The 26,075-nt window shown below is 66.2% G+C and carries 27 protein-coding genes and 3 pseudogenes; 17 read left to right on the top strand and 13 right to left on the bottom strand.

What is annotated here, in order from left to right:
* Nucleotide 1 precedes the first annotated feature (1 nt).
* Both H7H34_RS07220 and H7H34_RS07215 read left to right on the top strand, forming a co-directional pair.
* Nucleotides 2–343, top strand: coding sequence for a DUF1491 family protein (locus H7H34_RS07220; protein WP_120269105.1), 342 nt, complete (start codon nucleotides 2–4; stop codon nucleotides 341–343).
* Nucleotides 344–425: 82 nt separating this feature from the next.
* On the top strand, nucleotides 426–698 hold the full coding sequence (locus H7H34_RS07215) for a hypothetical protein (RefSeq protein WP_185924737.1): 273 nt from the start codon (nucleotides 426–428) through the stop codon (nucleotides 696–698).
* A gap of 7 nt (nucleotides 699–705) precedes the next feature.
* Here H7H34_RS07215 and H7H34_RS07210 read toward each other — a convergent pair whose 3' ends face one another.
* The 3 genes from H7H34_RS07210 to H7H34_RS07200 all read right to left on the bottom strand — a co-directional run bounded on the left by H7H34_RS07210 (nucleotide 706) and on the right by H7H34_RS07200 (nucleotide 4,750).
* Entirely contained in the window at nucleotides 706–2,421 is a 1,716-nt protein-coding gene (locus H7H34_RS07210) for an ABC transporter permease (RefSeq protein ID WP_209006171.1), read from the bottom strand.
* A 7-nt stretch (nucleotides 2,422–2,428) separates the two neighbouring features.
* Nucleotides 2,429–3,406: an ABC transporter substrate-binding protein gene (locus tag H7H34_RS07205; protein WP_371811451.1), complete on the bottom strand. Its 978-nt coding sequence runs from the start codon at nucleotides 3,404–3,406 to the stop codon at nucleotides 2,429–2,431.
* A gap of 132 nt (nucleotides 3,407–3,538) precedes the next feature.
* The gene (locus H7H34_RS07200) at nucleotides 3,539–4,750 is read right to left on the bottom strand and encodes a DUF2336 domain-containing protein (RefSeq protein ID WP_185924735.1); all 1,212 of its coding nucleotides are present in this window, start codon (nucleotides 4,748–4,750) and stop codon (nucleotides 3,539–3,541) included.
* A 287-nt stretch (nucleotides 4,751–5,037) separates the two neighbouring features.
* On the opposite strand from H7H34_RS07200, the gene H7H34_RS07195 reads away from it, so the two are divergent.
* The 3 genes from H7H34_RS07195 (at nucleotide 5,038) to H7H34_RS07185 (ending at nucleotide 7,388) form a co-directional block, all read left to right on the top strand.
* A complete protein-coding gene (locus H7H34_RS07195) occupies nucleotides 5,038–5,262 on the top strand; it encodes a hypothetical protein (RefSeq protein WP_120269100.1) in 225 nt (74 codons plus the stop codon).
* A 127-nt stretch (nucleotides 5,263–5,389) separates the two neighbouring features.
* Nucleotides 5,390–6,205: a hypothetical protein gene (locus tag H7H34_RS07190; RefSeq protein ID WP_209006170.1), complete on the top strand. Its 816-nt coding sequence runs from the start codon at nucleotides 5,390–5,392 to the stop codon at nucleotides 6,203–6,205.
* Between the two features lie 130 nt (nucleotides 6,206–6,335).
* Nucleotides 6,336–7,388 carry an ABC transporter ATP-binding protein gene (locus tag H7H34_RS07185; RefSeq protein ID WP_185924734.1) on the top strand — a complete coding sequence of 351 codons (1,053 nt, stop codon included), beginning with the start codon at nucleotides 6,336–6,338 and terminating at the stop codon, nucleotides 7,386–7,388.
* A 143-nt stretch (nucleotides 7,389–7,531) separates the two neighbouring features.
* On the opposite strand, the gene H7H34_RS07180 is transcribed toward H7H34_RS07185, so the two are convergent.
* From H7H34_RS07180 to H7H34_RS07145, 8 genes are all read right to left on the bottom strand, one after another.
* On the bottom strand, nucleotides 7,532–7,948 hold the full coding sequence (locus tag H7H34_RS07180) for a Ros/MucR family transcriptional regulator (RefSeq protein WP_120269098.1): 417 nt from the start codon (nucleotides 7,946–7,948) through the stop codon (nucleotides 7,532–7,534).
* Between the two features lie 339 nt (nucleotides 7,949–8,287).
* Nucleotides 8,288–8,623 carry a monovalent cation/H(+) antiporter subunit G gene (mnhG, locus tag H7H34_RS07175; RefSeq protein WP_120269097.1) on the bottom strand — a complete coding sequence of 112 codons (336 nt, stop codon included), beginning with the start codon at nucleotides 8,621–8,623 and terminating at the stop codon, nucleotides 8,288–8,290.
* On the bottom strand, nucleotides 8,620–8,985 hold the full coding sequence (locus H7H34_RS07170) for a cation:proton antiporter (protein WP_120269096.1): 366 nt from the start codon (nucleotides 8,983–8,985) through the stop codon (nucleotides 8,620–8,622). Before H7H34_RS07170 ends, mnhG begins: the two co-directional genes overlap by 4 nt.
* Nucleotides 8,982–9,458: a Na+/H+ antiporter subunit E gene (locus tag H7H34_RS07165; protein ID WP_067221908.1), complete on the bottom strand. Its 477-nt coding sequence runs from the start codon at nucleotides 9,456–9,458 to the stop codon at nucleotides 8,982–8,984. Before H7H34_RS07165 ends, H7H34_RS07170 begins: the two co-directional genes overlap by 4 nt.
* Entirely contained in the window at nucleotides 9,455–11,038 is a 1,584-nt protein-coding gene (locus H7H34_RS07160; RefSeq protein WP_185924733.1) for a Na+/H+ antiporter subunit D, read from the bottom strand. Before H7H34_RS07160 ends, H7H34_RS07165 begins: the two co-directional genes overlap by 4 nt.
* 2 nt (nucleotides 11,039–11,040) lie before the next feature.
* Nucleotides 11,041–11,418: a Na+/H+ antiporter subunit C gene (locus H7H34_RS07155; RefSeq protein WP_185924732.1), complete on the bottom strand. Its 378-nt coding sequence runs from the start codon at nucleotides 11,416–11,418 to the stop codon at nucleotides 11,041–11,043.
* The gene (locus H7H34_RS07150) at nucleotides 11,418–11,837 is read right to left on the bottom strand and encodes a Na+/H+ antiporter subunit B (protein ID WP_120269092.1); all 420 of its coding nucleotides are present in this window, start codon (nucleotides 11,835–11,837) and stop codon (nucleotides 11,418–11,420) included. The genes H7H34_RS07155 and H7H34_RS07150 overlap by 1 nt, the downstream gene beginning before the upstream one ends.
* Nucleotides 11,834–14,224: a putative monovalent cation/H+ antiporter subunit A gene (locus H7H34_RS07145; protein ID WP_120269091.1), complete on the bottom strand. Its 2,391-nt coding sequence runs from the start codon at nucleotides 14,222–14,224 to the stop codon at nucleotides 11,834–11,836. Before H7H34_RS07145 ends, H7H34_RS07150 begins: the two co-directional genes overlap by 4 nt.
* A gap of 237 nt (nucleotides 14,225–14,461) precedes the next feature.
* Between H7H34_RS07145 and msrB the strand changes: the two genes are divergently transcribed.
* A complete protein-coding gene (gene msrB, locus H7H34_RS07140) occupies nucleotides 14,462–14,878 on the top strand; it encodes a peptide-methionine (R)-S-oxide reductase MsrB (protein WP_067338948.1) in 417 nt (138 codons plus the stop codon).
* A 6-nt stretch (nucleotides 14,879–14,884) separates the two neighbouring features.
* Here the strand turns inward: msrB and H7H34_RS07135 are convergent, their stop codons facing one another.
* Nucleotides 14,885–15,706, bottom strand: a complete 822-nt coding sequence (locus tag H7H34_RS07135; protein WP_185924731.1) for an alpha/beta fold hydrolase — start codon at nucleotides 15,704–15,706, stop codon at nucleotides 14,885–14,887.
* Between the two features lie 65 nt (nucleotides 15,707–15,771).
* On the opposite strand from H7H34_RS07135, the gene H7H34_RS07130 reads away from it, so the two are divergent.
* From H7H34_RS07130 to H7H34_RS07095, 9 genes and pseudogenes are all read left to right on the top strand, one after another.
* The gene (locus H7H34_RS07130) at nucleotides 15,772–16,110 is read left to right on the top strand and encodes an ArsR/SmtB family transcription factor (RefSeq protein ID WP_185924730.1); all 339 of its coding nucleotides are present in this window, start codon (nucleotides 15,772–15,774) and stop codon (nucleotides 16,108–16,110) included.
* 171 nt (nucleotides 16,111–16,281) lie between these two features.
* Nucleotides 16,282–16,584, top strand: a complete 303-nt coding sequence (locus H7H34_RS07125) for an Rdx family protein (RefSeq protein ID WP_185924729.1) — start codon at nucleotides 16,282–16,284, stop codon at nucleotides 16,582–16,584.
* Nucleotides 16,585–16,707: 123 nt separating this feature from the next.
* Nucleotides 16,708–17,484 (top strand): VOC family protein, encoded by a 777-nt coding sequence (locus H7H34_RS07120; RefSeq protein ID WP_185924728.1) that lies wholly within the window; start codon nucleotides 16,708–16,710, stop codon nucleotides 17,482–17,484.
* Between the two features lie 118 nt (nucleotides 17,485–17,602).
* Nucleotides 17,603–20,294 (top strand): annotated as a pseudogene (gene uvrB / locus H7H34_RS07115) (excinuclease ABC subunit UvrB); the annotation flags it as partial.
* A 339-nt stretch (nucleotides 20,295–20,633) separates the two neighbouring features.
* Nucleotides 20,634–21,035 carry a hypothetical protein gene (locus H7H34_RS07110; RefSeq protein WP_185924726.1) on the top strand — a complete coding sequence of 134 codons (402 nt, stop codon included), beginning with the start codon at nucleotides 20,634–20,636 and terminating at the stop codon, nucleotides 21,033–21,035.
* Between the two features lie 131 nt (nucleotides 21,036–21,166).
* Nucleotides 21,167–21,268, top strand: a pseudogene (locus H7H34_RS23705) (IS5/IS1182 family transposase); the annotation flags it as partial.
* Nucleotides 21,257–21,448 (top strand): annotated as a pseudogene (locus H7H34_RS23280) (IS5/IS1182 family transposase); the annotation flags it as partial. The pseudogenes H7H34_RS23705 and H7H34_RS23280, both read left to right, overlap by 12 nt.
* Nucleotides 21,449–21,564: 116 nt before the next feature.
* Nucleotides 21,565–21,918, top strand: coding sequence for a PAAR domain-containing protein (locus H7H34_RS07100; protein WP_120269084.1), 354 nt, complete (start codon nucleotides 21,565–21,567; stop codon nucleotides 21,916–21,918).
* Nucleotides 21,919–22,051: 133 nt separating this feature from the next.
* Nucleotides 22,052–22,780 carry an FkbM family methyltransferase gene (locus H7H34_RS07095; protein ID WP_185924725.1) on the top strand — a complete coding sequence of 243 codons (729 nt, stop codon included), beginning with the start codon at nucleotides 22,052–22,054 and terminating at the stop codon, nucleotides 22,778–22,780.
* Nucleotides 22,781–22,784: 4 nt separating this feature from the next.
* Here H7H34_RS07095 and clpS read toward each other — a convergent pair whose 3' ends face one another.
* On the bottom strand, nucleotides 22,785–23,090 hold the full coding sequence (gene clpS / locus H7H34_RS07090; protein WP_067221889.1) for an ATP-dependent Clp protease adapter ClpS: 306 nt from the start codon (nucleotides 23,088–23,090) through the stop codon (nucleotides 22,785–22,787).
* 120 nt (nucleotides 23,091–23,210) lie between these two features.
* Between clpS and H7H34_RS07085 the strand changes: the two genes are divergently transcribed.
* Nucleotides 23,211–25,358 carry a S9 family peptidase gene (locus H7H34_RS07085; RefSeq protein WP_185924724.1) on the top strand — a complete coding sequence of 716 codons (2,148 nt, stop codon included), beginning with the start codon at nucleotides 23,211–23,213 and terminating at the stop codon, nucleotides 25,356–25,358.
* Nucleotides 25,359–25,441: 83 nt separating this feature from the next.
* Nucleotides 25,442–26,002, top strand: a complete 561-nt coding sequence (locus H7H34_RS07080; RefSeq protein WP_209006169.1) for a DUF3833 family protein — start codon at nucleotides 25,442–25,444, stop codon at nucleotides 26,000–26,002.
* Nucleotides 26,003–26,075 lie beyond the last annotated feature (73 nt).

Genomic DNA, 26,075 nt, shown 5'->3' with positions numbered 1-26,075 from the left:
CATGCGCCTGACTTCCGGTTTCTGGGTCTCGGCCCTGATCCGTCGCTGCTTCGGCGAGAACGCCTGGGCCGGCGTGGTCTCCAGGGGCGCGGAGGAAGCCGGCGCCATCTATCTGGTGGTCGACCGGCGCGACGGCACCTGCGATCTCTACGGCCCTGCCCCGCAAAGCCTGTTCATGGACGCGCCCGTCGGCGACCGGCTGTTCGAGCGCCTGGCCGAGCGCGCGGAGCGGGAAAAGGTCGAGGCGCGGCTTGCCTCCGAGCGGCGCATGGATCCCGATATCTGGGTGGTCGAGATCGAGGAGCGCAACGGCCGCACCTTCTGGGACGTTGCCCCGGACTGAGCGCCGGCCCCTGCCCCCGAACTCTATCCCCACCCCTGCCCGCCGACCGCATACTGGCTTGCGAACGACGAGAGCGGGGCCGATGGGGACGAAATATACAGCTAGCCGCAGCGATGGGGATATCCCGCTTTGCGATATCCATGCGAGGGTGACGGGGCGGCTCGGCGTGCCGGCGGGGATATCTCCCACCGAACAGATCCGCTGGCTGGAGCGGGCAGCAGCGGCGGAGCGCCAGCTCGGCCTTGCCGGCTCCTGGGCCCATGACCCGAACCGGCTTCTGGCCTTGCGGCAAGCCCGTGCGCTCGGTGCAGCTCTTGCCGAAGCGCAGGCGCGCGGCTCGCTGCCGCCACGATAGTCCCGCCTCAGTCCTTCCAGGGAATGGCGCCTGCCGGCACATGGCGGGCGAGCGCGTTGACCGCCAGCATCACCAGCACGGTCGCCACCACGGTGACGCTCGACATGGCGGCGGCAAGCGTCGTGTAGCCGCCATCCTCGTAGTTGAAGATCGTCGTGCCGATGGTCTCGTTGCCGCTCGACCACAAGAGCGCGGAGACCGTCACCTCGTTGTAGGAGGTGAGGAAGACGAGGATCGCACCGGAGGCGGCAGCCGGGGCGACCAGCGGCGCATGCACCCGCGCCAGGCGGCGGAAGAAGCCGGCACCCGAAACGCGCGCCGCATCGTCGAGGCTGGCATCCACCTGCATGTAGGCGGCCATCACCGAGTTCAGCCCGATGGCCAGGAACACCGCCACATAGGCGAGCAGGATGATCGCCATTGTGCCGTAAAGGCTGACGCCGAGCACCGGCAGCGGGCGCAGGAACATCAGGATGAAGGCGATGGACATGACGAGGCCCGGCACCGCATAGGCGACATCGGCCTGGGCAGCGACCAGTCCGGCCAGCCGGCGCGCCATGCCGCGGCGCATGGCCAGGAAATAGCCGAGCACAATCGACAGACCGGCGATCAGGAGCGCCGCCAGCGCGGCCGCCACCGTCGAGTTGGCGAAGGCGCGCAGCGTTACCGCCTGACGGAACAGGATCTCGGCGTAATTCTCCAGCGTCAGGCTGCTTGCGACCAGCGGCAGGCCGTAGGTGCGCATCAACGAGGTGGCAAAGAGCGAGAGCGCCGGCAGCAACAAGGTGGCCGCCAGCAGCATCCAGACGGAGGCCTCGACGGGAAGACGGGCACGGCCGAGATCAACGGCCAGCGGCTGTTGCGGCAATCCGACGAGCGCGTTGCGCATGCGCCGCTGCAGCAGGACCTGGATAGCGACCAGACCGAGGGTGACGATGCCGAGCAGCATGGAGATGAGCGCGACATCGCCGATCACCGAGGGGCCGTAGCCGGCGAGCCGGCGCCAGATCAGCACCGGCAGCGTGGTGTAGCGGGCGGGAATGCCGATCAGCGCGTTGATGCCGAAATTGCCGAGCGCGCTGACGAAGGCGAGGACAAATCCGGCCAAAAGCGAGGGCGCGAGCAACGGCAGTGTGATGCGCCACAACAGCCGCGGGGTACGGGCACCGGAGACGCGGGCGGCATCGCTGAGTTCGCGCGGGAAGGCGCGCAGGCCCGCCCGCACCACCAGGAAGACGATGGGCATGTGCTGGAAGGAAAGCAGCGCCACGAGGCCCGTCAGCGAGTAGACCGGATGCGGCGCGCCAGCCGCCGGCGCCAGCCCCAGCGCCTGCAGCACCGGGGATGCGGGTCCCAGCGCCTGGCTCCAGGCGATCGCCGTCACATGCGGCGGGATCATCATCGGCAGCAGGATAAGGAAGACGAGAGGTGCCTTGGCCCGCACGTTGGTCAGGCCGAGGGCCAGCGCCAGCACGGTGCCGAGCACGGTGGCAAGGCAGGCGGAGAGAAAGCTGCTTTCCAGCGAGTTCCACAGCGCCCGCTGCACGGAGCGCGAGGCGAGCGTGTCGGCAAGCGGGCCGAGCGACAACCCGCCCTCACCCGTCAGGCCGATGGCAAAGAGCAACGCCAGCGGCACGCCGCACAGCAGCGTGACCAGAAAGGCAACGGCGGCGAGGGAGAGCCCCTCGCCGCCGGGAATCGTGAAGGCGGACGACCTGCGCAAGCCTGGATTACCCGCCGAAGATCTCTTCGAACTTCATCTTGTTGGCGGCATCGCCCTCGAGCGCGGCAGCCGGATCGAAGTTCAGCAGCTTGATCTTGTCGCGGGAGGGGAAGCCCTCCGGCGCGGGCACGCCCGGATGCGCCGGCAGGTAGCCCTGCGAGGCGGCAAGGGCCTGGCCCTCTTCCGAGATGAGGAAATCGACGAAGGCCTTGGCAGCCTCGACATTCTTCGCGGTCTTGAGGATCGCGACCGGCTCGGTGACGGCGGACACGCCCTCTTCCGGGAACACGAAGGCCACCGGCGCACCTTCCGCCGCGCCGCGGATCGCCATGAAGTCGACCAGGAAGCCGTAGAGCTTCTCACCGCCGGCAACCGCCTTGTAGACGCCGCCATTGCCGCCCTGGGCAAGCGCGCCCTGGTCCGCCAGTCCCTCGTAGAAGGCCCAGCCGAGATCCGGATGGCTGGTCACCGAAACCATGTGGATGGTCGCCGCGCCCGAGGTCAGCGGCGAGGGCATTGCGAAGCTGTCCTTGGCCTCCGGCTTCAACAGGTCCTTGTAGGATGCGGGAACCATCGAGGCTCCGGTGTTGTAGACGATGCCGGTGGTGATCAGCTTGGTGGAGAAGTAGGTGCGGTCCTTGTCCATGATCGCCGGATCGTAGGCGGAGACGTCCGCGCCCTCGTGGGCGAGCAGGCGGCCTTCCTTCTTCAGGCTCTCCATGGTCACCGTGTCGGCGATCAGCAGCAGGTCCGGCTGCGGCTCGCCGGCGGCGAACTCGGCCTGGAGCTTGGCCATCACCTTGGACGTGCCATCGCGAACCCACTCGATCTCGAGGCCGGGATGCTTGGCCTTGAAGGCGTCGACCGTCTGCTGCGCATCGGCATTGGGCTGGGACGTGTACAGCACCAGCTTGCCGGACAACTCGGCGAAGGCCGGCGTTGCGAGCGAAACCGTCATGAGGGCTGCGAGCAGCTTGGTCTTGATCATGCGAAACCCCGTGAATGGCGTGATGTCCCGTTCGTCGCGAGCGGGCGAACAGGGGCCATAGCAGGCGCATGTAACAGTTTCTTGTGCCCCGGCCCAGACGCACGGGATTTTTTACGAGGCTCGCCTGCCTCAACCGGCATCGCGGCGCGAGGGGGACGCCAGGGGAGAGGCAGACGGGGCGATCGGCCTGCCGCCTTGTCCATCGCGGCGCTCGGCATGGGACAGACCGCCATAGGGCGATGCGAGACCGGCAGCGCGCCCCCGGGAGAGCGCGGCGCGCGGCGCCTCCTCGCGGGCTGCTACCAGCTGTTCCACGGTGGCGGCCGGGCCGGCATGCAGCCCCTCCATCACCATCATCGCGGCACGCGGGGTAACACGGTCATGCAGGGCGACGAGGCCGCGCAAATGCTCCAGCGCGGCGGTCTGGCCGAGCACCCGCACCAGGATGCGGCCGCTTTCGCTGTCGCCGGTGCCAAGCGCGCGCAACGCCAGCACCAGGGCCTCCCCGCCGGGGTCGTCGACGATGCGGGCGGCGGTTTCCGCCGGCAGCGCGAGCGCATGGGCGAGCCGAGCTGCAAAAACGGCAAGGCCGCCGGAGAGCGCCGCCTCGACAAGCGCTTCCAGCACGGCGGGCTTGAAGGCGACGTTGAGCAGCTTCGGGTCGCCGCGACGGGCGAGCTCGGCAAGCGCGCGTGCTTCCGCCGCCGCGATCGCCTCCATCCGGCCGGCGCTGTCGAGATCCAGAAACAGGGCAAAGAGCAGCGGCGCGGGCAGAGCATGGCGACGCGCAAGGTCGGCCGCCAATGCGCGCAACATGTCCTCGCGTGCTGACAGCAGCTCCAGAACATGCTCGTCCGGCGGGCAGTCGGGACGGGCGAGCAGCACCTTCAGCGTCGGCGCATCGGCATGGCGCAGCAGGACGCCGGCAACGCTCGCCGGCATCTGCGAGCGCGCGGCAATGGCCCGGTGCACGGCGGTATCGCCGCTGGCAGCACGGGCGATCAGATCGGTTTCGGGCAAGGCGGTCTCGCCGGCCAGCGCCGCCGCGGCGATCTCGCTGTCGGGATCCGCGGTCAGCAGGCTGAGGCATTCGGACGGCGCCTCGGGCGCCGCGGCAAGCAGATGCGCGATGGTCAGGCGATGCTCGGCCGGGGTCTCGGGCAGCAGCTGGCGGAAAAGCTCGGCGAAGATGCGGCGCTGCGAGGTGTCATGCCCCTGGCGGGCGACATAGAGCTCGGTGGCGGCCAGCAGAAGCCCCGCCTTGCGGGCCTCGCCCGGCTCCATCGGCAGGTCGAGCACGCCCTCCATCGCCCTGTGATGCGGGCGACGGCGATCCTGCACGCTCTCCTCGGGGACAGCGCCAGGGGACAAGGACTTGGCTGAAACGTCGAAAGAACTGGACACGGGCCGGGACTGCCTGCGCTACGCATTTACACGCGCCCGCCGCCATCGGTCCTTTACGAGATGAACCTTCCGGTAGCGAACTGCGTAAAACTGCCAGAAAAGCGTTAGCGAGTTGTTAACCCTGACTCGCTCCTACTAACCTTACGGCAGTTGGTTTCGCGTGACCTGCCAGGGGTCTGGGGCCGGAGCGCCAATGCGCACCGGGTTGGCTCATGGAGGATGCTATGGGCACCGTGCTGAACTTTCATTGCGGCTATCGGTCGGGGCGCCTCGCCCGTCGGGCCATGCCGCGCGGCCGCCATGTCTCGGCCGAAATCGTCATCTTTCCTGGCGTGAGGATCGAGCGCCACGACGACGTCGAAGCGCTTGATATCGGCGCGCGAATCGGGCGCAAACAGGATAGCCTTGGGCATCCGGGTCCGGAGCGAGATCCCGGCAAGGCTCACTGAGCCGGACCGCCCGCCCCGTCCGGGGCGTGCAGGCCACGACGGGAAAGAGCAAAGCGTGACGATCCGCCGTCCGACAGTGCTAGCGGCCACGGCAAGGAAGCCGGGGTCCGCGAGGCGACAGAACGCAGTGCGCCCTGCGTCTTGGCGTACGCTGCTGCTTGCCTCGGCCAGCCTGTCCCTTCTCGTGCTTGGCGCCTGCCAGCGGCCGACGGGCGATTTCGGTCGCCCTGCCCCGTCGATCATCCACGACCGCCTGATGCCGCAGGTCGGCTCGGAGCTGGCGGTGGCGCGCGGCGAACCGATGTCGCGCTTCAACCTCACGGACGACGAACGCGAGCTGCGCGACCGCGGCTGGACGCTGATCCGCCCGCCGGCGAGCGAAGACTGGATCGAGGGCACGCGCACCGAGCTGATCCGCACACGGATCCTGCCGGAGACCGCCAACAAGCTCGATCCCGACCGCTACTATTCCTATCTGCGCTCGGACAAGTACCGCTCCAGCGAGGTGCGCTACGACAAGGTGGCCGCCGATGCCCTGGCCGATGCGGCGCTGGTGCCGCCCTTCTGCGAAGTGGCGACGCGGGTGATGGCCGCCGACGAGGAGCGGCTGCGCGCACTCGGCCGCCGCGACATCTCCACCAAGGAAGAACTGGCTGGCGCGCAGGCGCGGGTCTGGGAGAACCGCCGCTATATCGACTGGGCCAGCCAGGCGCTGCGCTACCGTCTCGTCTCCTACCGCAACGCCATCGACGCGCTGGAGATCGAAACGCCCTCGCACAACAAGGTGTGGGACGCCAATGTCGCCTGGAAGAAGCTCGCCGCCGAGGTGGTGCTGCTTGAAAAGGGCTGCGAGGCGATCAATCGCTACGGCCAGGAAGAGGAGACGCGGCGCTCGCGCATCTATTCCAACTGGGGCACGGAGCGGCCGGCGCCGCAAAAGTGAGCCGCAAGGCGGCACGCTGTCACGCAATCCTCACACAAGCATGCGATGGGGCGCGCTTGCGGGCGGGCGCCTGCACGGTTAAGCAGATCGCCACGCCGCCCTCCTTCCCTGAGCACAGCACCGGAGCCCCATGTCGGTTTCCCTTCGCGCGCTGACCAAGCGCTTCGGCCCGCAGACGGCCGTTTCCGACATCACGCTGGACGTGGAGGCAGGCAGCTTCTTCGCCATTCTGGGACCGTCCGGCTGCGGCAAGTCCACCTTGCTGCGGCTGATCGCCGGCCTTGAGACACCCGACGGCGGCGAGATCGCCATCGGCGGCGAGACGGTCGCCTCTGCCTCCCGCCATGTGCCGCCGGAAGCGCGCAATGTCGGCGTGGTGTTCCAGTCCTACGCGCTGTGGCCGCATATGAGCGTGCGCGACAACGTCGCCTTTCCGGTGGAGAGCGCCGGCCTTGCCACCAGCGAGCGAAAGGCGCGGGTGGAGACCAGCCTCGACAAGGTGGGCCTGTCGGCTTTCGCCGCGCGCAAGCCCGCCTCGCTGTCGGGCGGCCAGCGCCAGCGCGTCGCCCTCGCCCGCTGCCTTGCCCAGCAGGCCGGCACCATCTTGATGGACGAACCGCTGGCCAATCTCGATCCGCACCTGCGCCAGTCGATGGAGGAGGAACTCGCACTGTTCCACCGCCAGACGGGCGCGACGACGCTCTACATCACGCACGACCAGCGCGAGGCAATGGCACTGGCCGACCGCATCGCGATCCTCTGGGAAGGACGGCTATTGCAGGCCGCAAGTCCCGAGACAGTATATCTGCGCCCCGCCGGCGAGCGGGTCGCCCGCTTCATCGGCCGTTCGGCCCTGACAAAGGTGAGCGTGGAAGCGGCGGAAAACGGTACGGCACGGGTGCGAGCGGGCGGCCAGGTGCTCGAGGTGCGCGCACCCGCCGATGCGCGCCCGGGAGCCGGCAAGGTGATGCTGCGCCCGGAAGACATCCGGGCCGAGGCCGGCGACGGCGCGCTGAGCGCGACGATCCTGCATGCGAGCTATCGCGGCGGATTCTTCGAGGCCACTGCCGAGTTGCCCGGTATCGACGAGCCGCTGGTCCTGCATCTTGCCCGGAAGGTCGCCCCCGGCGACACGGTTCCGGTACGGATCGCGGGCGGCTGGTTGCTGCCGCAAAGCGGCTGAGCGCCCCTGCCTTCTTCTCTGCAGACAGTTTCAAAAAAGAAAGACCGCCGCGGATTGCTCCGCAGCGGTCTGAACTTCCGAAGACCTTGATCGCTGGAACCTTCGGCACGGCCCTGCAGCCGCTCGAAGCTCCCGGATCGGGCTTACTTGCCGCGCTTGCGCTGCTGGCCGAGGCCCATCTTCTTCGCCAGTTCCGAACGGGCAGCCGCATAGTTCGGCGCCACCATCGGATAGTCGGTCGGCAGACCCCACTTCTCGCGGTACTCTTCCGGCGACATGTCGTAATGCGTGCGCAGGTGGCGCTTCAGCGACTTGAACTTCTTTCCGTCCTCAAGACAGATGATGTAGTCGGGGGTCACCGACTTCTTCACCGGCACGGCCGGGCGAAGCGGCTCCGGCTCCGGCTCTACGGTCGAACCGCTGGTGCGCTGGAGGGCACCGTACACCTCGTTGATCAGACCGGCGAGGTCGGACGAAGCGACAGTGTTGTTGGAGACATAGGCCGAGACGATGTCGGCGGTCAGGTCGATAAGATTGTCGTCGGCGACCGTATCAGTCATTATTCCACCCATCAGTTTATTCGGGACTTTGCGAAATAGACCGACAAAAATTACGACCAGACAAGCTCAGCGTACTGTTGGGATACTGACGCGAGATAATATCTGACTTCGATTCTGCCGACCGAAACCCATGAGTGTCGTATATATCGACAAAATGGCGACCACAAGAGAAATTTTTCAATGAAACCCATGTAGCTTGGCCCAAATGCCAAACGATTGCCAAGGCCGGTTTAGAATTCGCAAAAACACGAAAAGCAGATCCCGAATATAAAGGCGAAATCTGGGCAGTTGCCCTGCCAAGAAAAAGCCCGCGCCGGTAGAGCGGCGCGGGCCGTAACGTCATTTGCGGTCGTCCGCCATCTCATCGATATGCGTATCGGCACAGGGCTTGTAACCGGCCTGGTAGGCGGCCTTGGCCAGCAGATGCGCGGCGACGGGAGCCGTCAGCAGGAAGAACACCACACCGGCCAGCGCACGGGTCAGCACATCGACCTCGCCGGCATGGACAGCCAGCGCGATCAGCATCAGGCCGGAGCCGAGCGTGCCGGCCTTCGAACCGGCATGCATGCGCATGTAGACGTCCTTCAGCCGCAGCAGGCCGATGGTGGCGATCAGGGAAAAGATCGAGCCGACAACGAGGACGACGCCGACGGCAATCTCATAAACCGGGGTCATCGGCCCGCCTCCCCTTGCGCGGTCTTGGTCCGGACATCGCGGATCTCGTCGACGATCGTCGGATCCTTGGCAAGGCCCCGGTTCAGCACGAACCGTGCGAAAGCGACGGTCGCCAGGAAGCCGACAAGGCCGAGTGCGATCGCGATATCGACATAGAGGTAGTAATCGGTCTGCACGCCGATGGCGGCGATGAAGCCGATGCCGACGGCGACCAGCATGTCGAGCGCCACCACCCGGTCCGGCAAGGTCGGTCCCTTGACGATGCGCAGCACGATCAGGACGAAGGACACGGTCAGGATCGCAAGCGAGATGCTGACGCAGACGTCCAGGAAGTCGGAAGAGAAATTGCCAAGGCCGCTCATCGGAAGGCCTCCAGGATCTTGCGTTCGAAACCGTTCTTGATGTCGTCGATGGTCGCCTGCTTGTCCGGCACATCGATGCAATGGACATAAAGCGTGCGGCGGTCGTCGGAGACGTCGACGGACAGGGTTCCGGGCGTCAGCGTGATCAGGTTTGCGAGCATGGTGATCTCGAAATCCCGGTCCACGGTGAGCGGATAGGCGATGATGCCCGGCTTCAGGTCGATCTTGGGCCGCAGCACGATGGCGGCGACGCGCAGCGCGGACAGCACCAGCTCATAGATGAACAGCAGCGCCAGCGTGCCGATCTGCCAGAAGCGGCGCAAGTACCGGTCGGACCCGACCTGCTCCCGGATGATGTAAAGCGCCATCATGCCGAGCACGAAGCCGAAGAACAGGTTGACCTCGGCAAAGCTGCCGGTCACGGCACCCCAGGCGAGAGCCAGCAGAATGTTGATGAGGAAAAGGCCGGTCATTGGACGATGTCTCCGAAGACGGACCGCAGGTAGCCGAGCGGCTCGACAAGGGTCGTGGCGCCGCGCTGCGCCACCTGCATCATGAACTCGGGCTGCAGGCCGATCACCACCACCAAGCCGAGCAGCAGGGCGATGGGCAGCCACACGGCCGCACCGCCAACCTCACGCGGAACGACGAGCGAGGCGGTGAGCTGGCCGTCGGCCGTACCCTCCGCACCGCCGCGCCAGAAGGCGTAGATCCACACCCGGCCGACAGCGATGGTCGTCAGCAGGCCGGTGAGCAGGATCGCGCCGGCGATCCAGCCGTGCCCGTCGCGCAGCGCCGCGTCGACCAGCAGGACCTTGGGCCAGAAGCCGGAGAACGGCGGCAGGCCGGAAACGGCGAAGGCAAGCATCAGGAACACGGCCCCGAGCAGCGGGCTCGCCCGGTAAAGTCCTCCCAGCTCGCGCAGCGAATAGGAGCCCCCGAGTGCCCGCATGACACCCGCAGTCATGTAGAGCGCGGTCATCACCAGGATCGAATGGACGGCATAGAAGATCGCGCCTGCCATGGCCGGGCCGGTTCCCATGGCAAGCCCCGCCAGCATGGACCCGATGCCGGAGATGACAAGGTAGCCGAGCAGGCGGCGTAGGTCGGTCTGGGCCAGCGCGCCGATCACGCCGGTCAGCATGGTGGCGATGGCGACCACGGCGATCAGGTCCGCCAGCATGAGCCGGGCATCCGGCAGCAGCAGACCGAAAATGCGCAGCAGCGCATAGACACCGACCTTGGTCAGAAGGCCGGCGAAGACCGCCGCCACGACGATGCGCGGCGTGTGGTAGGAGGCCGGCAGCCAAAAATTGACCGGGAAGGCGGCCGCCTTCATGGCGAAGGCCAGGAAGTAGAGCACCGCGACCGTCATAAGCGGGCCATCGACGCCGCCGGCCGCCGCCTTGCGGGCGATGTCGGCCATGTTGAGCGTGCCGAGAATGCCGTACAGAAGGCCCGTGGCGATCAGGAACAGCGTCGTTGCGATGATGTTCAGCAGGGCATACTTGACCGCACCGTCCAGCTGGGCGCGCTCGTTGCCGAGCACCAGGAGCCCGAAGGACGAGATCAGCAGCACCTCGAACCAGACATAGAGGTTGAAGATGTCGCCGGTCAGGAAGGCGCCGCAGACGCCGGTCATCATCAGCAGCAGGAACGGATAGAAGCCGTAGCGCCGCCCGGAACTGTCGATATCGTTGATGCCGAAGACAGCCGCGGCGAGCGCAACGATCGACGAAGTCAGCGCAAGCGTCGCTCCCATCGCGTCCACGGTGAAGGCGATGCCGAAGGGTGGCAGCCAGTTGCCGGCGACCATGGTCAGCACGCCCTTGTCGAGAACGCGGGCGAGCAAGCCTGCGCAGGCAAGGACCAGCAGCGTCAGGAAGATGATCGCGATCTTCGGCTGGGAGGCAGTGTTCTTGCGCGTCATCAGGCAGAGCGCGCCGCCGAGAATGGTGATCACCAGCGGCGCGATCATCAGCCAGTCGCCCGGCGGGACCGCATCCATCCGCATGGCCTGCGAAATATCAACGGAGTAGTCGGAAGCGGCCATGCTCAGTATCCCTGCGGCGGGGCGGTTTCACCGGTCGGCTCGGCGACGCGCATTTCGACCGCGTCGTCGGTGCCGAGTTCCTGGTAGGCGCGGAAGGACAGCACCAGCAGGAAGGCGAAGAAGGAGAAGGAGATCACGATCGCCGTCAGGATCAGCGCCTGGGGCAGCGGATTGGCGATCGTTCCCTCCGGAACCTGGAGGGCCTCCGGGATGACCGGCGGCACTTCGCGCAGCAAGCGGCCGGAGGTAAAGATCAACAAGTTCACCGCATTGCCGAGGATGGCGATGCCAAGCAGCACGCGCACCAGCTGACGCGACATCAGCAGATAGACTGCAACCGTGAAGAACAAGCCGATAAGGATGGCAAAGGCGGCTTCCATCAGTCGCTCTCCCGTTCTTCGAGGGCCAGGGCAATCGAGGAGATCGAGCCGACGACCACGAGATAGACACCGATGTCGAAGAACAGCGGCGTGGACAGCGGCACCTCGACGCCGAGCATGTGGACATACCACCACTGGCTGGTCATGAAGGGCTGGCCCGTGAACAGCGAGGGCAGGCCCGACAGACCGGCGAGGAAGAGGCCGGAGGCGGAGATGCTCATCGGGTGGAACGTGATGGCCCGGCGCACGGCAGCGACGCCGCAGGCAATGCCGTAGATCGCAAAGGCCGAGGCGGCGATCAGCCCGCCGATGAAGCCGCCGCCGGGCTCATTGTGGCCCCGCAACAGCACGAATATGGAGAAAAGCACCATCAGCGCCGCCAGATAGGGAGCAATGGTGCGGAAGATGACCGTCTTCACAGGCGTGCCTCCCCGCTCTTCTGCAGCGCCTCGTCACCGGCGGCGCGGTCGAGCGCCTCCTCCCGCGCGTGTTTCGGTCGCACCCGGATCAGGGCCAGCACGCACAGGCCGGCGAGCATGACCACGGCGATCTCACCGAACGTGTCGAAGCCGCGGAAGTCGACGAGGATCACGTTCACGATGTTGCGCCCGTGGGCGATGGTGCGGCTGTAGGCCTCGAAGAAGTCCGACAAGGACCGATCGAAGGACAGCTCGGTGATCCGCATCAATAGACCGGCCAGACCGACGCCGACGCCGAGGGCAATGGCACCCTGCACGATCCTGGGCACCATCGGCCGATGGTCCCGCGGGCGCAGGTTCAGGCGCGTCATCACCAGGGCCAGGATCACCACCGACAGGGTCTCGACCATGAACTGGGTGAACGACAAGTCGGGCGCGCCGAACAGCATGAAGATGACGGCGACCGCAAAGCCCTGGATGCCGAGCGAGACGATGGCGGTCAGGCGGGTTTTGGCCACCAGAACCGCGACCAGGCCGCTCGCGGCGATCGCCAGAATGCCCCATTCGTAGAAGCGGAAGTCCGGCATCGACGCGACCGAAGGCCAGTTGCCGGTCAGCGTAAGCGGCACCAGGAGGGCCAGCGCAGTGACCAGGAAGGTGAGCGTCATGTAGACGTCCATCCGCCCGCCCTGGACGATCCGCGTGAACCCGCCGGAGAAGGACACGATGCCGGCGATCACCTGATCGAAGCCCTTGTCCGGGCCCCAGCCGATCGCAGCGAGCGTGCGGGCCATGGCGGCGCGCAGCGTGTCGAGCTTGAGATAGAAGACGATGCCCAGCGCGACGGTCACCAGTGACAGGATGAGCGCCGCGCCGATATAGCCGGGGATGAGGTGGACCTCGACCTCGGTTGCCGTGCCGAGCACGGAGGACACCACCGGCGAGATGAAGTAGACGCCGGTCGCATGCGCCATCACGGCCGCAGCAAGACCGGCCAGCGACAGCGCCACGGGCCCCGCGAAGAGCAGGACCGGCCCTTCATGCGCATGCTTGGGGGTCTCGACCTTCGGCCCGAGGAACGGCTTCAGCGCCACGGCAGCGGCGATCACCAGCATGAGGGCGTTGCCGATCACCGCAACGGCGGTAACCGCCTGATGCGCGCCGGTCGCACCCCAGGTGCCGGCATACAGGTATTCCTTGGCGATGAAGCCGACGAAGGGCGGCAGGCCCGACATGGACAGCGCCGCAAGGCAGGCGGCGGCAAAGGTGATCGGCATGGCGCTGCGCAGGCCGCCGAGCTTCGTCACGTCGCGGGTGCCGGCCTCGTGGTCGATCGTGCCGGCGACCATGAACAGTGCGCCCTTGAACAGCGAGTGGGCGAGCAGGTAGAGCACCGCACCCTCGATCGCCTTGTCCCAGCTGGTGCCGGTCAGCATGACCAGCAGGCCGAGCGAGGCGACGGTGGTGTAGGCGAGCATCAGCTTCAGGTCGGTCTGGCGCACGGCGAGCAGCGTGCCGACCAGCAGCGTGGTTCCGCCGAAGATCGGCAGGATCGTCGTCCACATCGCCGTATCGCCGAGCACCGGATGCATGCGCATCAGGAGGTAGACGCCGGCCTTGACCATGGTCGCCGAGTGCAGGAAGGCGGAGACCGGGGTCGGCGCCTCCATGGCATTGGGCAGCCAGAAATGGAACGGGAACTGCGCCGACTTGGTGAAGGCACCGCCCAGCACCAGCAGCAGCACCAGCGGATAGAGCGCCTGCTCGCGCAGGATATCGCCGCCGGCAACCAGCGTGGCCATGTCGGAAACGCCGGTCAGCGCGATGATCATCAGGAAACCGGCCAGCAGCAGCAGGCCGCCGCCGCCCGTCACCACCAGCGCCTGCAGCGCAGCACGGCGCGAGGCGGCGCGCAGATGATCGAAACCGATCAGCAGGAAGGAGGTGATGGAGGTCAGTTCCCAGAAGATGAACAGCGTGATCAGGTCGTTGCCGAGCACCAGGCCGAGCATCGCGCCCATGAACAGGAACAGGAAGGAGAGAAAGCGGCCCTGATGCGGATGGCCCTTCAGATAACCGCCGGCATACAGGATGATGAACGTGCCGATGCCTGAGATCAGCAGGGCGAAAAGCGTCGACAGGCCATCGACATAGAAGGAGAAGCTGACGCCATAGGCCGGCACCCAGTCGACGGCGGGGGTGAAACTGGCGCCGCCTGCGACCTCCGGCACGAGGCCGGCGAAGAACAGGAAGATCGCCGCCGGCACGACAGCCAGCGGCCAGGCCGCATTGGCTCCCAGCAATCGCGTCGCGAAAGGAGCAATCGCCGCCGCGGCGAAGGGAGCGAGGACGGCGGCGAAGGTCGCCTCAGGGCCTGTGATCGACATGTTCCTCCCCAAAGATATGAAACGGGCCCAACAGCCGGGTGATCTGACGAATCAGCCCATGCTACGCCAGTGTTCATGAAGATTTGCCTCACATATAACCAGCACAACAGGCCGGGCAAGCGATTTAGGGCCGGGGCCTTACAGTTTTCGGACCCGATCACAAAGCCTATTGTCGCAGGGGCTGGCGGTTCCTATTTCTGCTTGTCGGGGTTGTCACTTCATTAACGGAGTCCGCACATGTCGAACGCGACAGAGCACAAGAAACTCGAGAAGAGCGACGAGGAGTGGCAGGCCGAACTGACACCGGAACAGTTTCATGTGCTGCGAAGGGCCGGCACCGAGCGCCCCTTCACCGGCCCTTACTGGAATGTGTTTCGCGGCGGGCTCTATTCCTGCGCGGGATGCGGCACGCCCCTCTTCCGCTCCGACACCAAGTTCGACGCAGGCTGCGGCTGGCCGAGCTTCTTCGAGCCGGTGACGCCGGACGCGGTGCGCGAATACGAGGATCGCTCGCATTTCATGGTGCGCACGGAAGTGCGCTGCGGTACCTGCGACGGCCATCTCGGTCACGTCTTTCCGGACGGCCCGCCGCCGACGGGCTTGCGCTATTGCATGAACGGCACGGCGCTGCATCTCGACGAAGACGAGGCCTGACGCGCGTCAGGCGGCCGGCAGCTGTCGCAGCATCGCCGCAACGATGGCTTCCGGACAGTCCTCCTGCACCAGATGGCCGGCCTCGGGTATCACGACCAGAGGCCGGTCGGAGATGCGCCCGGCAAGGTCGCGCCCCTTGTCCAGCGGGATCCAGCCGTCCTCTTCGCCCCACAGCACCGTGACGGGGCAGTCGAGCGGACGATAGAGGCTCTCCACCTCGTCGGTGTAGCACTGGTCCATCTGGGCGATCTGCCGGTAGAAGGCCGGCTGGCCCCGCTCTCCCGTCCAGGGTTCTGCATAGATGCGCATCGCCTCCTCATAGAGCCCCCGGTGGGCCGAGGTCTGCAGATAGGCGGCGACGAGCGCCTCGTGCATGTAGGCCGGCATGCCGGCAAAGGCGGCCTCGTGCTGGCGCACATGACGGACGAAGGGCGAACCCCAGGGGGCCAGCGCCACCGCATCGAAGATGGTCAGAGAGGCGTAGGAAAGTCCGTCGAGAAAGTGTCCGCGCAGAGCCGTCGCGCCGCCGAAATCATGGGCCAGCACATGCGGCCGCTCCAGCCCCCACTCCTGCAGAAGCGCGGCGAGAACCAGGTTCTGCACGCCGAGCGAGACATCCTGTCCCTCGCGCATCTCCGAGCGGCCATAGCCGGCAAGGTCGAACCAGTACACCGTCCAATGCGGCGCCAGATGCGGCACGATGCGCCGCCAGACCTGAGACGAGAACGGCGTGCCGTGGATGGCGACGAGCGGCGGCCCCTCGCCCGCACGTCCCCAGCGGATCGCGGAGCCATCGACGATGGTGGTGTTCGGCAGATCGAGACGCATCAACCGGCCCTCCCTGGTCATTGCATCATATTTACATTTAGCGAAATGACTATATGATAAGGCGCATGAATGATGCAACCCCTGCCCCGGCAGATGCCTTGCGCGAGGCCCAGTTGCGGGCGATTTCCAGCGACGTGCGCATGACGATCCTGCGCCTGTTGCAGGATCCGGCGGCGCATTTCTCCGGTCAGGCTTCGGCGGATCCGGTCGCTTTCGGCGTCTGCATGACGCTGATCGCGGAGGCTCTAGGGATCGCCCAGCCGACCGCCAGCCGGCATCTCGACCTGTTGCGGCAGGCGGGGTTCCTCACCGTCCGGCGGCAGGGAAAATGGTCCTATTGCCGCCGCGACGAGGCGGCGATCCGCGACTTCCTCGCCTGGCTGAAGCGGGATCTGGAAGGCTGAAGGGCGCGCGCCGCTCCAGTTGTGGGACAGTTCCGGACAGGTCGGGCTTGCTCCCGCTTCGCCCAGAGCGATAATTGCGCCAGCCAGAGCCGCGGCCAAAGGGACCGCCGCACGAGCCGGCGGAGCCTATCCCGCCGCCCCTCTCCCATCCCTGAACCTCACCGGACACATATGACCGACACGCCAAAGCCCGCCCTGACGATCACCTATTGCCGCCAGTGCAACTGGATGCTGCGTGCCGCATGGATGGCGCAGGAACTGCTCTCGACCTTCTCCGAGGAGGTCGGCTCCGTGACGCTGGTGCCCGGCACCGGCGGAACCTTCACTATCACCTGCGACGGGGCGACCGTCTGGGACCGCAAGGCCGATGGCGGCTTTCCGGAAGCGAAGGTCCTGAAGGCGCGCGTGCGCGACCTCGTCTGGCCGGACATGAACCTCGGCCACAATGACGGACACAATAGGGAGGGACAATGAACGGCAGTGAACCGTGACATGCAAACCGGCCGTGAGGGCAGGCCTTGTCGCGACACATCAATGTTGATATCAACCTAATTAAGGAGCACAACAAGCCCGACTCGAACGACGGAGGACAGGACGATGCAGGGCAATTTCGTCTGGTACGAGCTGCTGACCACCGACATCGAAGCCGCCAAGGCCTTCTACGGCGCGGTAGCGGGCTGGGAAGCCGAGGTCACCGGCGCCGCCGGGTTCGACTACATCCTGTTCAAGGTCCCCGGCTTCGACATGGGCGTGGCGGGCATGATACAGCTCACCCAGGAAATGCTCGACCGCAAGGTGCCGCCGAACTGGTCGGGCTATATCGCGGTCGAGGATATCGACGCCAAGGCGCGCGCCTTCACCGCCGAAGGCGGATCGGTCATCGTCGAGCCTCAGAACATCCCCAATATCGGCCGCTTTGCCGTCCTGGCGGATCCGCAGGGTGCGGTAGTCTGCCTGTTCAAGCCCAACCCAATGGACGGCTCGATGCCGCCAGCGCCCCCCGCCGGCTCGCCAGGCACATTCAGTTGGAGCGAGCTCTATGCCGGCGACGGCGACTCGGCCTTCGCCTTCTACTCAAAAATGTTCGGCTGGGAGAAGGACATGGCGGTCGACATGGGCGCCATGGGCACCTACCAGTGCTTCGCTGTCGACGGCCGCAGCACCGGCGGCATCATGACCAAGATGCCCCACATGCCGATGCCCTTCTGGAACTACTATATCAACGTCGAGGCGATCGACGCGGCCGCCGAGCGGATCAAGGCCGCTGGCGGCCAGGTGGTCAACGGCCCGATAGAGGTGCCCGGCGGCTCCTGGATCATCAATTGCCTCGACCCGCAAGGTGCCATGGTCTCGCTGACCGCGCCCAAGCGCTGAGATCTCCCCCAGCCGCTCCGCGCTCCTGACACCGTTGTGTCAGCATGGTGCGGGTTTCCGGCGGACAAAGCCGGAACACGGGGTTTCCCAAACGCGGCTTTGGGACCATATTGCCGCCATGGCCAAGCGACCCACTTCCTCCTCTCCCTCTTCCGCGTCTTCCTCCGGCAAGGCCCGCGCCGAAGACGCGCGAGACGATGCCGCGCCGCAAGGCTTCGGCGAAGCGCCGCAGGCCGCCTTCGAGGGCGCGCCGCTGACAGGTCCGGTTTCGGACTGGGCGCGGCAGCTGACCGAGGACGAACCGGCGCCGGCTGAGAAGAGCAAGGAGCGCCCCGCCGCGAAACAGGCCAAGCCGGCACGCTCGGCGCGCGGCACCTCCATGGGCTCGAGCAGCAATCCGCGCGAGCGCGCGGCCGGCGGACTCAACCCCGTCGCCGGGCTGGACATGAGCCTGGAGGAAGCCGAGGCGCTGCTGGCCAAGCAGGTGGCGGAGACGAAGAAGGCGCGCAAAGGCAAGAAGCCGGCGCCGGAAATGTCGGACGGCACCACCGGGCACACCGCCACCGTGCAGGCGCTCACCGACCTGATCACCTCCGGCAACCCGCTGCACAAGAACGGTGTCGCCTGGGTGCCGCACCGCCCTGAGCGGCCGGCCAAGTCCGAGGGCGGCATCCCGATCAAGCTCGTCTCCGAATACGAGCCGCGCGGCGACCAGCCCACCGCCATTGCCGATCTGGTCGAAGGCCTGGAGAACCAGGACAAGACGCAGGTGCTGCTCGGCGTCACCGGCTCGGGCAAGACCTACACGATGGCTCAGGTGATCTCCCGCACCCAGCGCCCGGCGCTGATTCTGGCGCCGAACAAGACGCTGGCCGCGCAGCTCTACGGCGAATTCAAGTCGTTCTTCCCGGACAACGCGGTCGAGTATTTCGTTTCCTACTACGACTACTACCAGCCGGAAGCCTACGTCCCGCGCACCGACACCTATATCGAGAAGGAAAGCTCGGTGAACGAGCAGATCGACCGGATGCGCCACTCGGCCACCCGGGCGCTGCTGGAGCGCGACGACGTGATCATCGTCGCCTCGGTGTCCTGCATCTACGGTATCGGCTCGGTCGAGACCTATACGGCGATGACCTTCGCCATCGAGGTGGGCGAGCGGATGGACCAGCGCCAGCTGCTCGCCGATCTGGTGGCGCTGCAATACAAGCGCAACGACGCGGCCTTCCAGCGCGGCACGTTCCGGGTGCGCGGCGACACGGTCGAGATCTTCCCGGCTCACTATGAAGACCGGGCCTGGCGCATCTCGATGTTTGGCGACGAGATCGAGGCGATCACCGAGTTCGACCCGCTGACGGGGCAGAAGTCGGCGGAGATGAAAAGCGTCAAGATCTACGCCAACTCGCACTATGTGACGCCGAAGCCGACGCTGGCGCAGGCGGTCAAGTCGATCAAATCGGAGCTGGTGCATCGGCTGGAAGAGCTGAACGCGCATGGCCGGCTACTGGAAGCGCAGCGGCTGGAGCAGCGCACGCTGTTCGACCTGGAGATGCTCGAGGCGACCGGCTCCTGCGCCGGCATCGAGAACTATTCGCGCTACCTGACGGGGCGCAATCCCGGCGAGCCGCCGCCGACGCTGTTCGAATACCTGCCGGACAACGCGCTGGTCTTCGCCGACGAGAGCCACGTCACCATTCCGCAGATCGGCGCGATGTATCGCGGCGACTTCCGCCGCAAGGCGACGCTGGCGGAATACGGTTTCCGCCTGCCCTCCTGCATGGACAACCGGCCGCTGCGCTTCGAGGAATGGGACGCGATGCGGCCGCAGACGGTCTGCGTGTCGGCGACGCCCGGCTCCTGGGAGATGGAGGAATCCGGCGGCGTCTTCGCCGAGCAGGTCATTCGTCCGACCGGCCTCGTCGATCCGCAGATCGACATCCGTCCTGCCTCCTCACAGGTCGACGACCTCCTGGGCGAGGTGCGCGCGGTGGCGGCCAAGGGCTATCGCACGCTCGTCACCGTGCTGACCAAGCGGATGGCCGAGGACCTCACCGAATACCTGCACGAGAACGGCGTGCGCGTGCGCTACATGCATTCCGACATCGACACGCTGGAGCGCATCGAGATCATCCGCGACCTGCGGCTCGGCGCCTTCGACGTGCTGGTCGGCATCAACCTGCTGCGCGAGGGCCTCGACATTCCCGAATGCGGGCTGGTCGCCATTCTCGACGCGGACAAGGAAGGCTTCCTGCGCTCCGAGACCTCGCTGGTCCAGACCATCGGCCGCGCGGCGCGAAACGTCGACGGCCGGGTCGTGCTCTATGCCGACCGGATGACCGGCTCGATGGAACGAGCAATTGCGGAGACCAACCGTCGTCGCGAGAAGCAGGAGGCCTACAACGCCGAACACGGCATCACGCCGGAGACCGTGCGCCGGTCCATCGGCGATATCCTGCAGTCAGTCTACGAGCAGGATCACGTCACGGTCGATGCCGGCTTCGCCGAGAGCGGCAACCTGGTCGGCCACAATCTCAAGGCGCATATCGAGGACCTCGAGAAGAAGATGCGCGAGGCCGCCGCGGACCTGGAGTTCGAAACCGCGGCGCGCCTGCGCGACGAGATCAAGCGGCTGCAGGAGACGGAGCTGGCGCTGGCCGACGATCCGCTGGCCCGCCAGTCAGCGGTGGAGGATCGCAGCGGCGGTTTCCGGGGCGAGAAGAAATACGGCGCCAGCGCCAACATGCCGAGCGCTTCGAAAGTGCGGAAGAACACGCTGGACGAGATGACCGTCGGACGCACCGAGGTGCCGTTGTCCAAGGGCGCGCTGCCGAAGAAGCCGGGCAGTTCCCCCGAAGACGACGTCAAGCCGGTCGTCCGCGGCAAGATCGGCGCCGGTTCCTACGAAGACCCAGCGGAAGAGCGCCAGCGCCGCGGCCGCCCGAAAAAGAGCGGTCGCCCGGGGCGCTAAGGCGTGTGGGCGCACGAAGCGCCCGCCCCCCCCTTTCAGCCTGCAAAGGCGACTTTCAGGCCGGCAAGGGCCTTGGACCGTCTCGCCTGACTGAATGCGGCTCATTTTCCCGCTTTACTTGCAGGGCCGTTTGCATTGAAACTCTCTTCCATTCATATCATTGAATTCACAAGAGACTTCCATGAAGCAGACATCAAGGACCATCCCGACGCTCGTCATTGCGGCACTTGTCGTTGCCTGCGGGCCGTTCATGACGCCGATTTCGACGGGCAGCGCCATGGCGCAGAATTCGTCCTCTGCCAAATCTTGGAACGACCCCGACTTTCCGGGCGTCGACCCGACCCAGCGCGCCCTTTACGGCTGCACCTTCAGTCTCAAGCGCTTCCGCATGAAGTACAAGCAGGTAAAATATTCGGCCTTTGCGAAGGGCCGTGCCTTCTCCATTACCGGCATGAGGGGCTGCGGCTGGAGCGTCGGCGAGCGTACGCAGGCCCGCGCCGATAAGGTCGCGATGGACAAGTGCCGCAAGAACGCCCGCAACCCGGACAGGTGCGAGGTCACCGAGCGCACGACCGACAGGTAGTCGCCAATACGCGATTCAATTGAACCAAAACAATCAAAGCGACTAGGGTCAAAACCCATTGATCTGGTTGATTTGATGTAGCAAATCAGAATCAAGGCTTCCAATCACGGGATTGGAGGTTTGGAGATCGCTTGTTTTGGCTTTTCGATGAGCAATGGGCGGTAATCGAGCCGTTGTTGCCGAGGAACAAGGGTGGCGCGCGGCGCGTCGATGACCGCCGTGTGATCTCAGGCCGCTCAAATCGCAAACGTAAGCTCCGCTACGACGCCAAGCGTTACAAGAGCCGCCATCTCATCAAAAACGCCTTCTGCCGCCTGAAAGACTTCCGCCGCGTCGCAACCCGCTACGACAAACTCGCCAGGAACTTCCTGTCCGCTGTCGCACTCGCAACACTCGTCGCATTCTGGCTATGATTGAGTCTGAACCCTAGGCCGTGGATCGATGATTGCGCGGGGAGCGGCGTCGTCGCGGCAGCCTCACAGGGCTGATCGTCACGCGACGCGCACATGGCACTTTCGAGGACAGCGGTATGTTCGACCATCGTAAGGGGGCACCACAAAGTCGCCACATGACGATACGGATCGCGTTGGCTCTCGCACTGCTACCCCCCGCCCTGCCAGCCGTGGCGCAGGACATGCCGGCCTGTGCCGTAACGGGTGCCTCGTCGGTGATGATCAACGGCCGCCCGGCACTGCGCCTGTCGGACGTGGCCGCGTGCCCGCCGGGTCTGTTCGAGCCGGTCCCGGGCGTCTTCGTGGAAGGCGAGCCGGCCGTGCGGTTCGTCGCACCGGCAGAAGGATGCGTTGTCGTGGGCTCGTCAGACGTGACCATCGACGGCGTGGGGGCAGTGCGCGCAGGGGACGTCGTCTGCCCGCCGCAATGACCAGGCGGCGTGCGGGAGCCGAAAATCCTTTCAGAATCCGACGCATGCGGTACTGGCGCGGGCCGATTCATCATGTCGCCGCCCGGCCACATGCGCTATAGAACGCAGGAACCCCTTGTCAGGAGTCCGCTGCGTGAGCCTTCGCAAACTTGCCAATCGCTTCCGCGCCCGCCGTGCCGGACTGATGTCTCCGCCGCTGATAGACGGGCATGACGAGGTGATGGCTGCCGGCGGCGCCCGTACACTCTACCACTCGCGGTTCAACCCGGCCTGGTTCGGCGAACTCGGCATCTCGCCGAAGGCGATCATCGATCTCGGCTCTTTCGACGGCGGCGATGCCTTCCGCTTTTCCCGCGCCTTTCCCGATTGCCGGGTGGTGACGGTGGAGGCCGACCCGCAGCGTTTCGCGCTGGTCAGCGGCAATCTCGCCGGCGAACGGGTGGAAGTGCTGAATTACGCCGCCTGTGCCACGGACGGGCCGGTCGACTGGCACCCGGCGACCATCGACGGTGAAGTGTTCGGCCAGGGTTCGATCTACGCCCATACCGACACCTATCGCAGCCGCTTTTCGCATGTGGCGCAGCAGGCGGCGACGCAGGTGGAGGGACGTCGCTTCGACACGCTGTGCGCCGGGCTCGGCATCGCCGCCATCGACCTGCTGCACATGGATATCGAAGGTGCGGAAGCCGCCGTGCTGTCGAGCCTTGGCTCCGCGCGGCCGACGCTGATCTACATGGAATTCAGCAAGGGCTATTTCGCCGGTGCGCCGGACGGCCGCGAGACTCATCGCCGGCTGGAGGAACTGGGCTACCGGATGGTGCTCGACCTGTCCAGCGACCGGCTCTACCTGCGCTCCAACTGACGGGTCAGGTCTCCGGCTCGGTCTCGAAGCGCAGCGGAAAGCCGTTAGCACGCCCGGCCTCGGTCGCACGGGTCGCCTTGGTCTCGGCGACATCGCGCGGGAAGACGGCAACGACGCACACGCCCTGCTGATGGGCGGTGATCATCACCCGCACCGCCTCGTCCTCGCTCATCCGGAATTCGGAGGCGAGCACCGCCACGACGAATTCGCGCGGCGTGAAGTCGTCGTTGAGAAGCAGCACCTTGTAAAGGCGCGGGCGCTCCGTCCGCGTCTTCGCGGACGGCTGCAGCGTTGTGGACCTGTCGCTCATGGGCGCGCTTTTATCACACATGGGCACGCTTGTGCACCGGTCACTCGGAATGACGCGCGCCCCCGTTTCGCAGCACGCTGCCACCTTGCCAAGACCCATGAAAGCGCCTACCTCCGCTCCATGTTGAAGACACCCAATAGCCCCCTTTCCGATGCCGCGGCTGCGCCGGCGCCGCGCGCGGAACAGCGCCCCCTCACCCTGACCACCCACGGCATCGTCAGGGAGGACCCCTACCACTGGCTCCGGGCGGAGAACTGGCAGGAGGTGATGCGGGCACCCGACACGCTCGACCCCGCCATCCGCGCCTATCTGGAAGCGGAGAACGCCCACCTGGAAGCCGGCATGGCCGACACGAAGGGCCTGCAGGAGACGCTGTTCTCCGAGATGAAGGGGCGGATCAAGGAAGACGACAGCAGCGTGCCGATGGCCGACGGGCCCTATGCCTACGGCTTTGCCTATGTGGCCGGCGGACAGCATCCGCGCCTCGTCCGGATGGCGCGCGAGACAGCCGAGCGCGGCGGCGAGGCCGAGGAAATCCTGATCGACGGCGACAAGGAAGCGAGCGGCAAGGCCTATTTCCGCCTCGGCGGCGCGTCGCACTCGCCCGATCATTCGCGCCTTGCCTGGGCCTTCGACGACAAGGGCTCGGAGTTCTACACCCTGCTCGTGCGGGATCTCGCCAGCGGGCGCGATCTCGACCAGCGGATCGAGGACACGGGCGGCGGCGGCGTCTGGTCCGCCTGCGGCCGCTATCTCTTCTATGTGCGCCTCGACGACAATCACCGGCCCTCCAGGCTGTTCCGCCATGAGGTCGGGACGGATCCGGCTGGTGACGTGCTGGTCTACGAGGAGGCCGATCCGGGCTTCTTCATGGGCATCGGCAAGACCCAGTCAGGCCGCTTCCTGACCATCGACATTCACGACCACGAGACGTCCGAGGTCCGCCTGATCCCGGCCGATGCCCCGCTGGAAGCCCCCCTCACGGTCGCCCCGCGCGCAACCGGCACCGAGTATTCGGTGGAAGACGACGGCGGCGACACGCTGCTGCTGCTGACCAATCATGGCGGCGCCGAAGACTTCCGCATCATGAGCCTGCCGCTCGCCGCCTTGCGCGCGGGCGCCGGCCCGGAAGCCTGGCAGGATGTGGTGCCGCATCGCGAGGGCCGGCTGATCCTCTCCTTCACCTGCTATGCCAAGCACATGGTGCGGCTGGAGCGGGAAGACGGGCTGCCGCGCATCGTCGTGCGCCGCGTCGCCGACGGTTTGGAGCATGCCATCGCCTTCGACGAGGAGGCCTATTCGCTCGGCCTCACCGACGGCTACGAGTTCAATACCAACCGCATCCGCTTTTCCTACTCGTCGATGACGACGCCGGCGCAGGTGTTCGACTACGACATGGAGACGCGCGAGCGCACGCTGCGCAAGACGCAGGAAGTGCCGTCCGGCCATGACCCGGATGCCTATGTGACGCGGCGCCTGCAGGTGCCGGCCGGCGACGGCGAGACGGTGCCGGTGTCGCTGCTCTACCGCAAGGACACGCCGCTGGACGGCAGCGCGCCCTGCCTGCTCTACGGCTACGGCTCCTACGGCATCACCATCCCGGCGAGCTTCAACACCAACTGCCTGTCGCTCGTCGATCGCGGCTTCGTCTATGCCATCGCGCATGTCCGCGGCGGCAAGGACAAGGGCTTCCGCTGGTACCGGGATGGCCGCCGGCAGGCCAAGATGAACACATTCACCGACTTCATCGCCGCCGCCCGCCATCTGGCCGACGAGGGGTTCACCTCGCCCGACCGGATCGTCGCGCAGGGCGGTTCGGCCGGCGGCATGCTGATGGGCGCGGTGGTCAACATGGCGCCAGAGGCCTTCGGCGGCATCATCGCCGAGGTGCCCTTCGTCGACGTGCTCAACACCATGCTCGACGACACGCTGCCGCTGACGCCGCCCGAATGGCCGGAATGGGGCAATCCGATCGCCTCGCCGGACGATTACCGGACGATTGCCGCCTACTCGCCTTACGACAATGTCGCGGCGCAGGCCTATCCGCCGATCCTGGCGGTCGGCGGACTGACCGACCCGCGCGTCACCTATTGGGAGCCGGCCAAGTGGGTTGCGCGTCTGCGTGAGCGGCGCAGCAACGAGGCAGCGCTCTTCCTCAAAACCAACATGGAAGCCGGTCACGGCGGCGCCTCGGGCCGGTTCGACCGGCTCAAGGAAGTGGCCCTCGTCTATGCCTTCGCGCTGAAGGTGGCGGGCGCGACAGGCTAAACAGCGATCCGGCGCGGGCATGACACCGTAAACGGCATCAAGGGCGGCAGGTTGCCGCCCTGCAGCCGACTACGGAGGTTTCCATGCCCGCGCTGATCTTCTGCCGCGAGGCGGCTCGCGCCAACATTTCCGCCGTCGCGGCGGTTCTTGCCTTAGTGCTTCTGCTGCCGATGCTGGCTGCCGGTTCTGCGCGCGCAGCCGACAAACCGCTGGTTCTTGAAGAGTATTTCCGAGGCCGCACGGTCGGAGAAGGCGTGTTCGAGAGCCGGATCGCCGGTATCCGCCGCCCCTTCACCGTGGTGACCCACGGCAGTTGGAACCCGAAGACCTTTACCTTGCGCCTGCGCGAAGACTTCCGCTTCGCCGATGGCGAGCGCGATACCAAGGTCTGGTTCTTCCAGAAGGTGGCGGAAAACCGCTATATCGGCACGCGGTCCGACGTGCTGAACCCGGTGACGATCACCGCCGGCGGAGCAAGCATCCGCTTCGACTATGCCGCGGAACTGACCACCGCGGATGGACCGGTGGCCGTGCGCTTCTGCGACACGCTTACACGGGTCGACGCGCGCACCGTGCGCAACACCGCCGATGTGCGCAAATACGGCATCACCGTCGGCACCGTCGATCTCACTTTCCGCAGATAGACGGGGGTGCGAGCACGGCACGTCACACTGCGGTCACGAAAGGCGGCAAAAGTCCTTCTCCCGCATTCGACCT

The sequence above is a fragment of the Stappia sp. 28M-7 genome, assembly GCF_014252955.1.
Taxonomy (GTDB): Bacteria; Pseudomonadota; Alphaproteobacteria; order Rhizobiales; family Stappiaceae; genus Stappia.
This window is presented reverse-complemented; position numbering and strand designations above follow the sequence as displayed.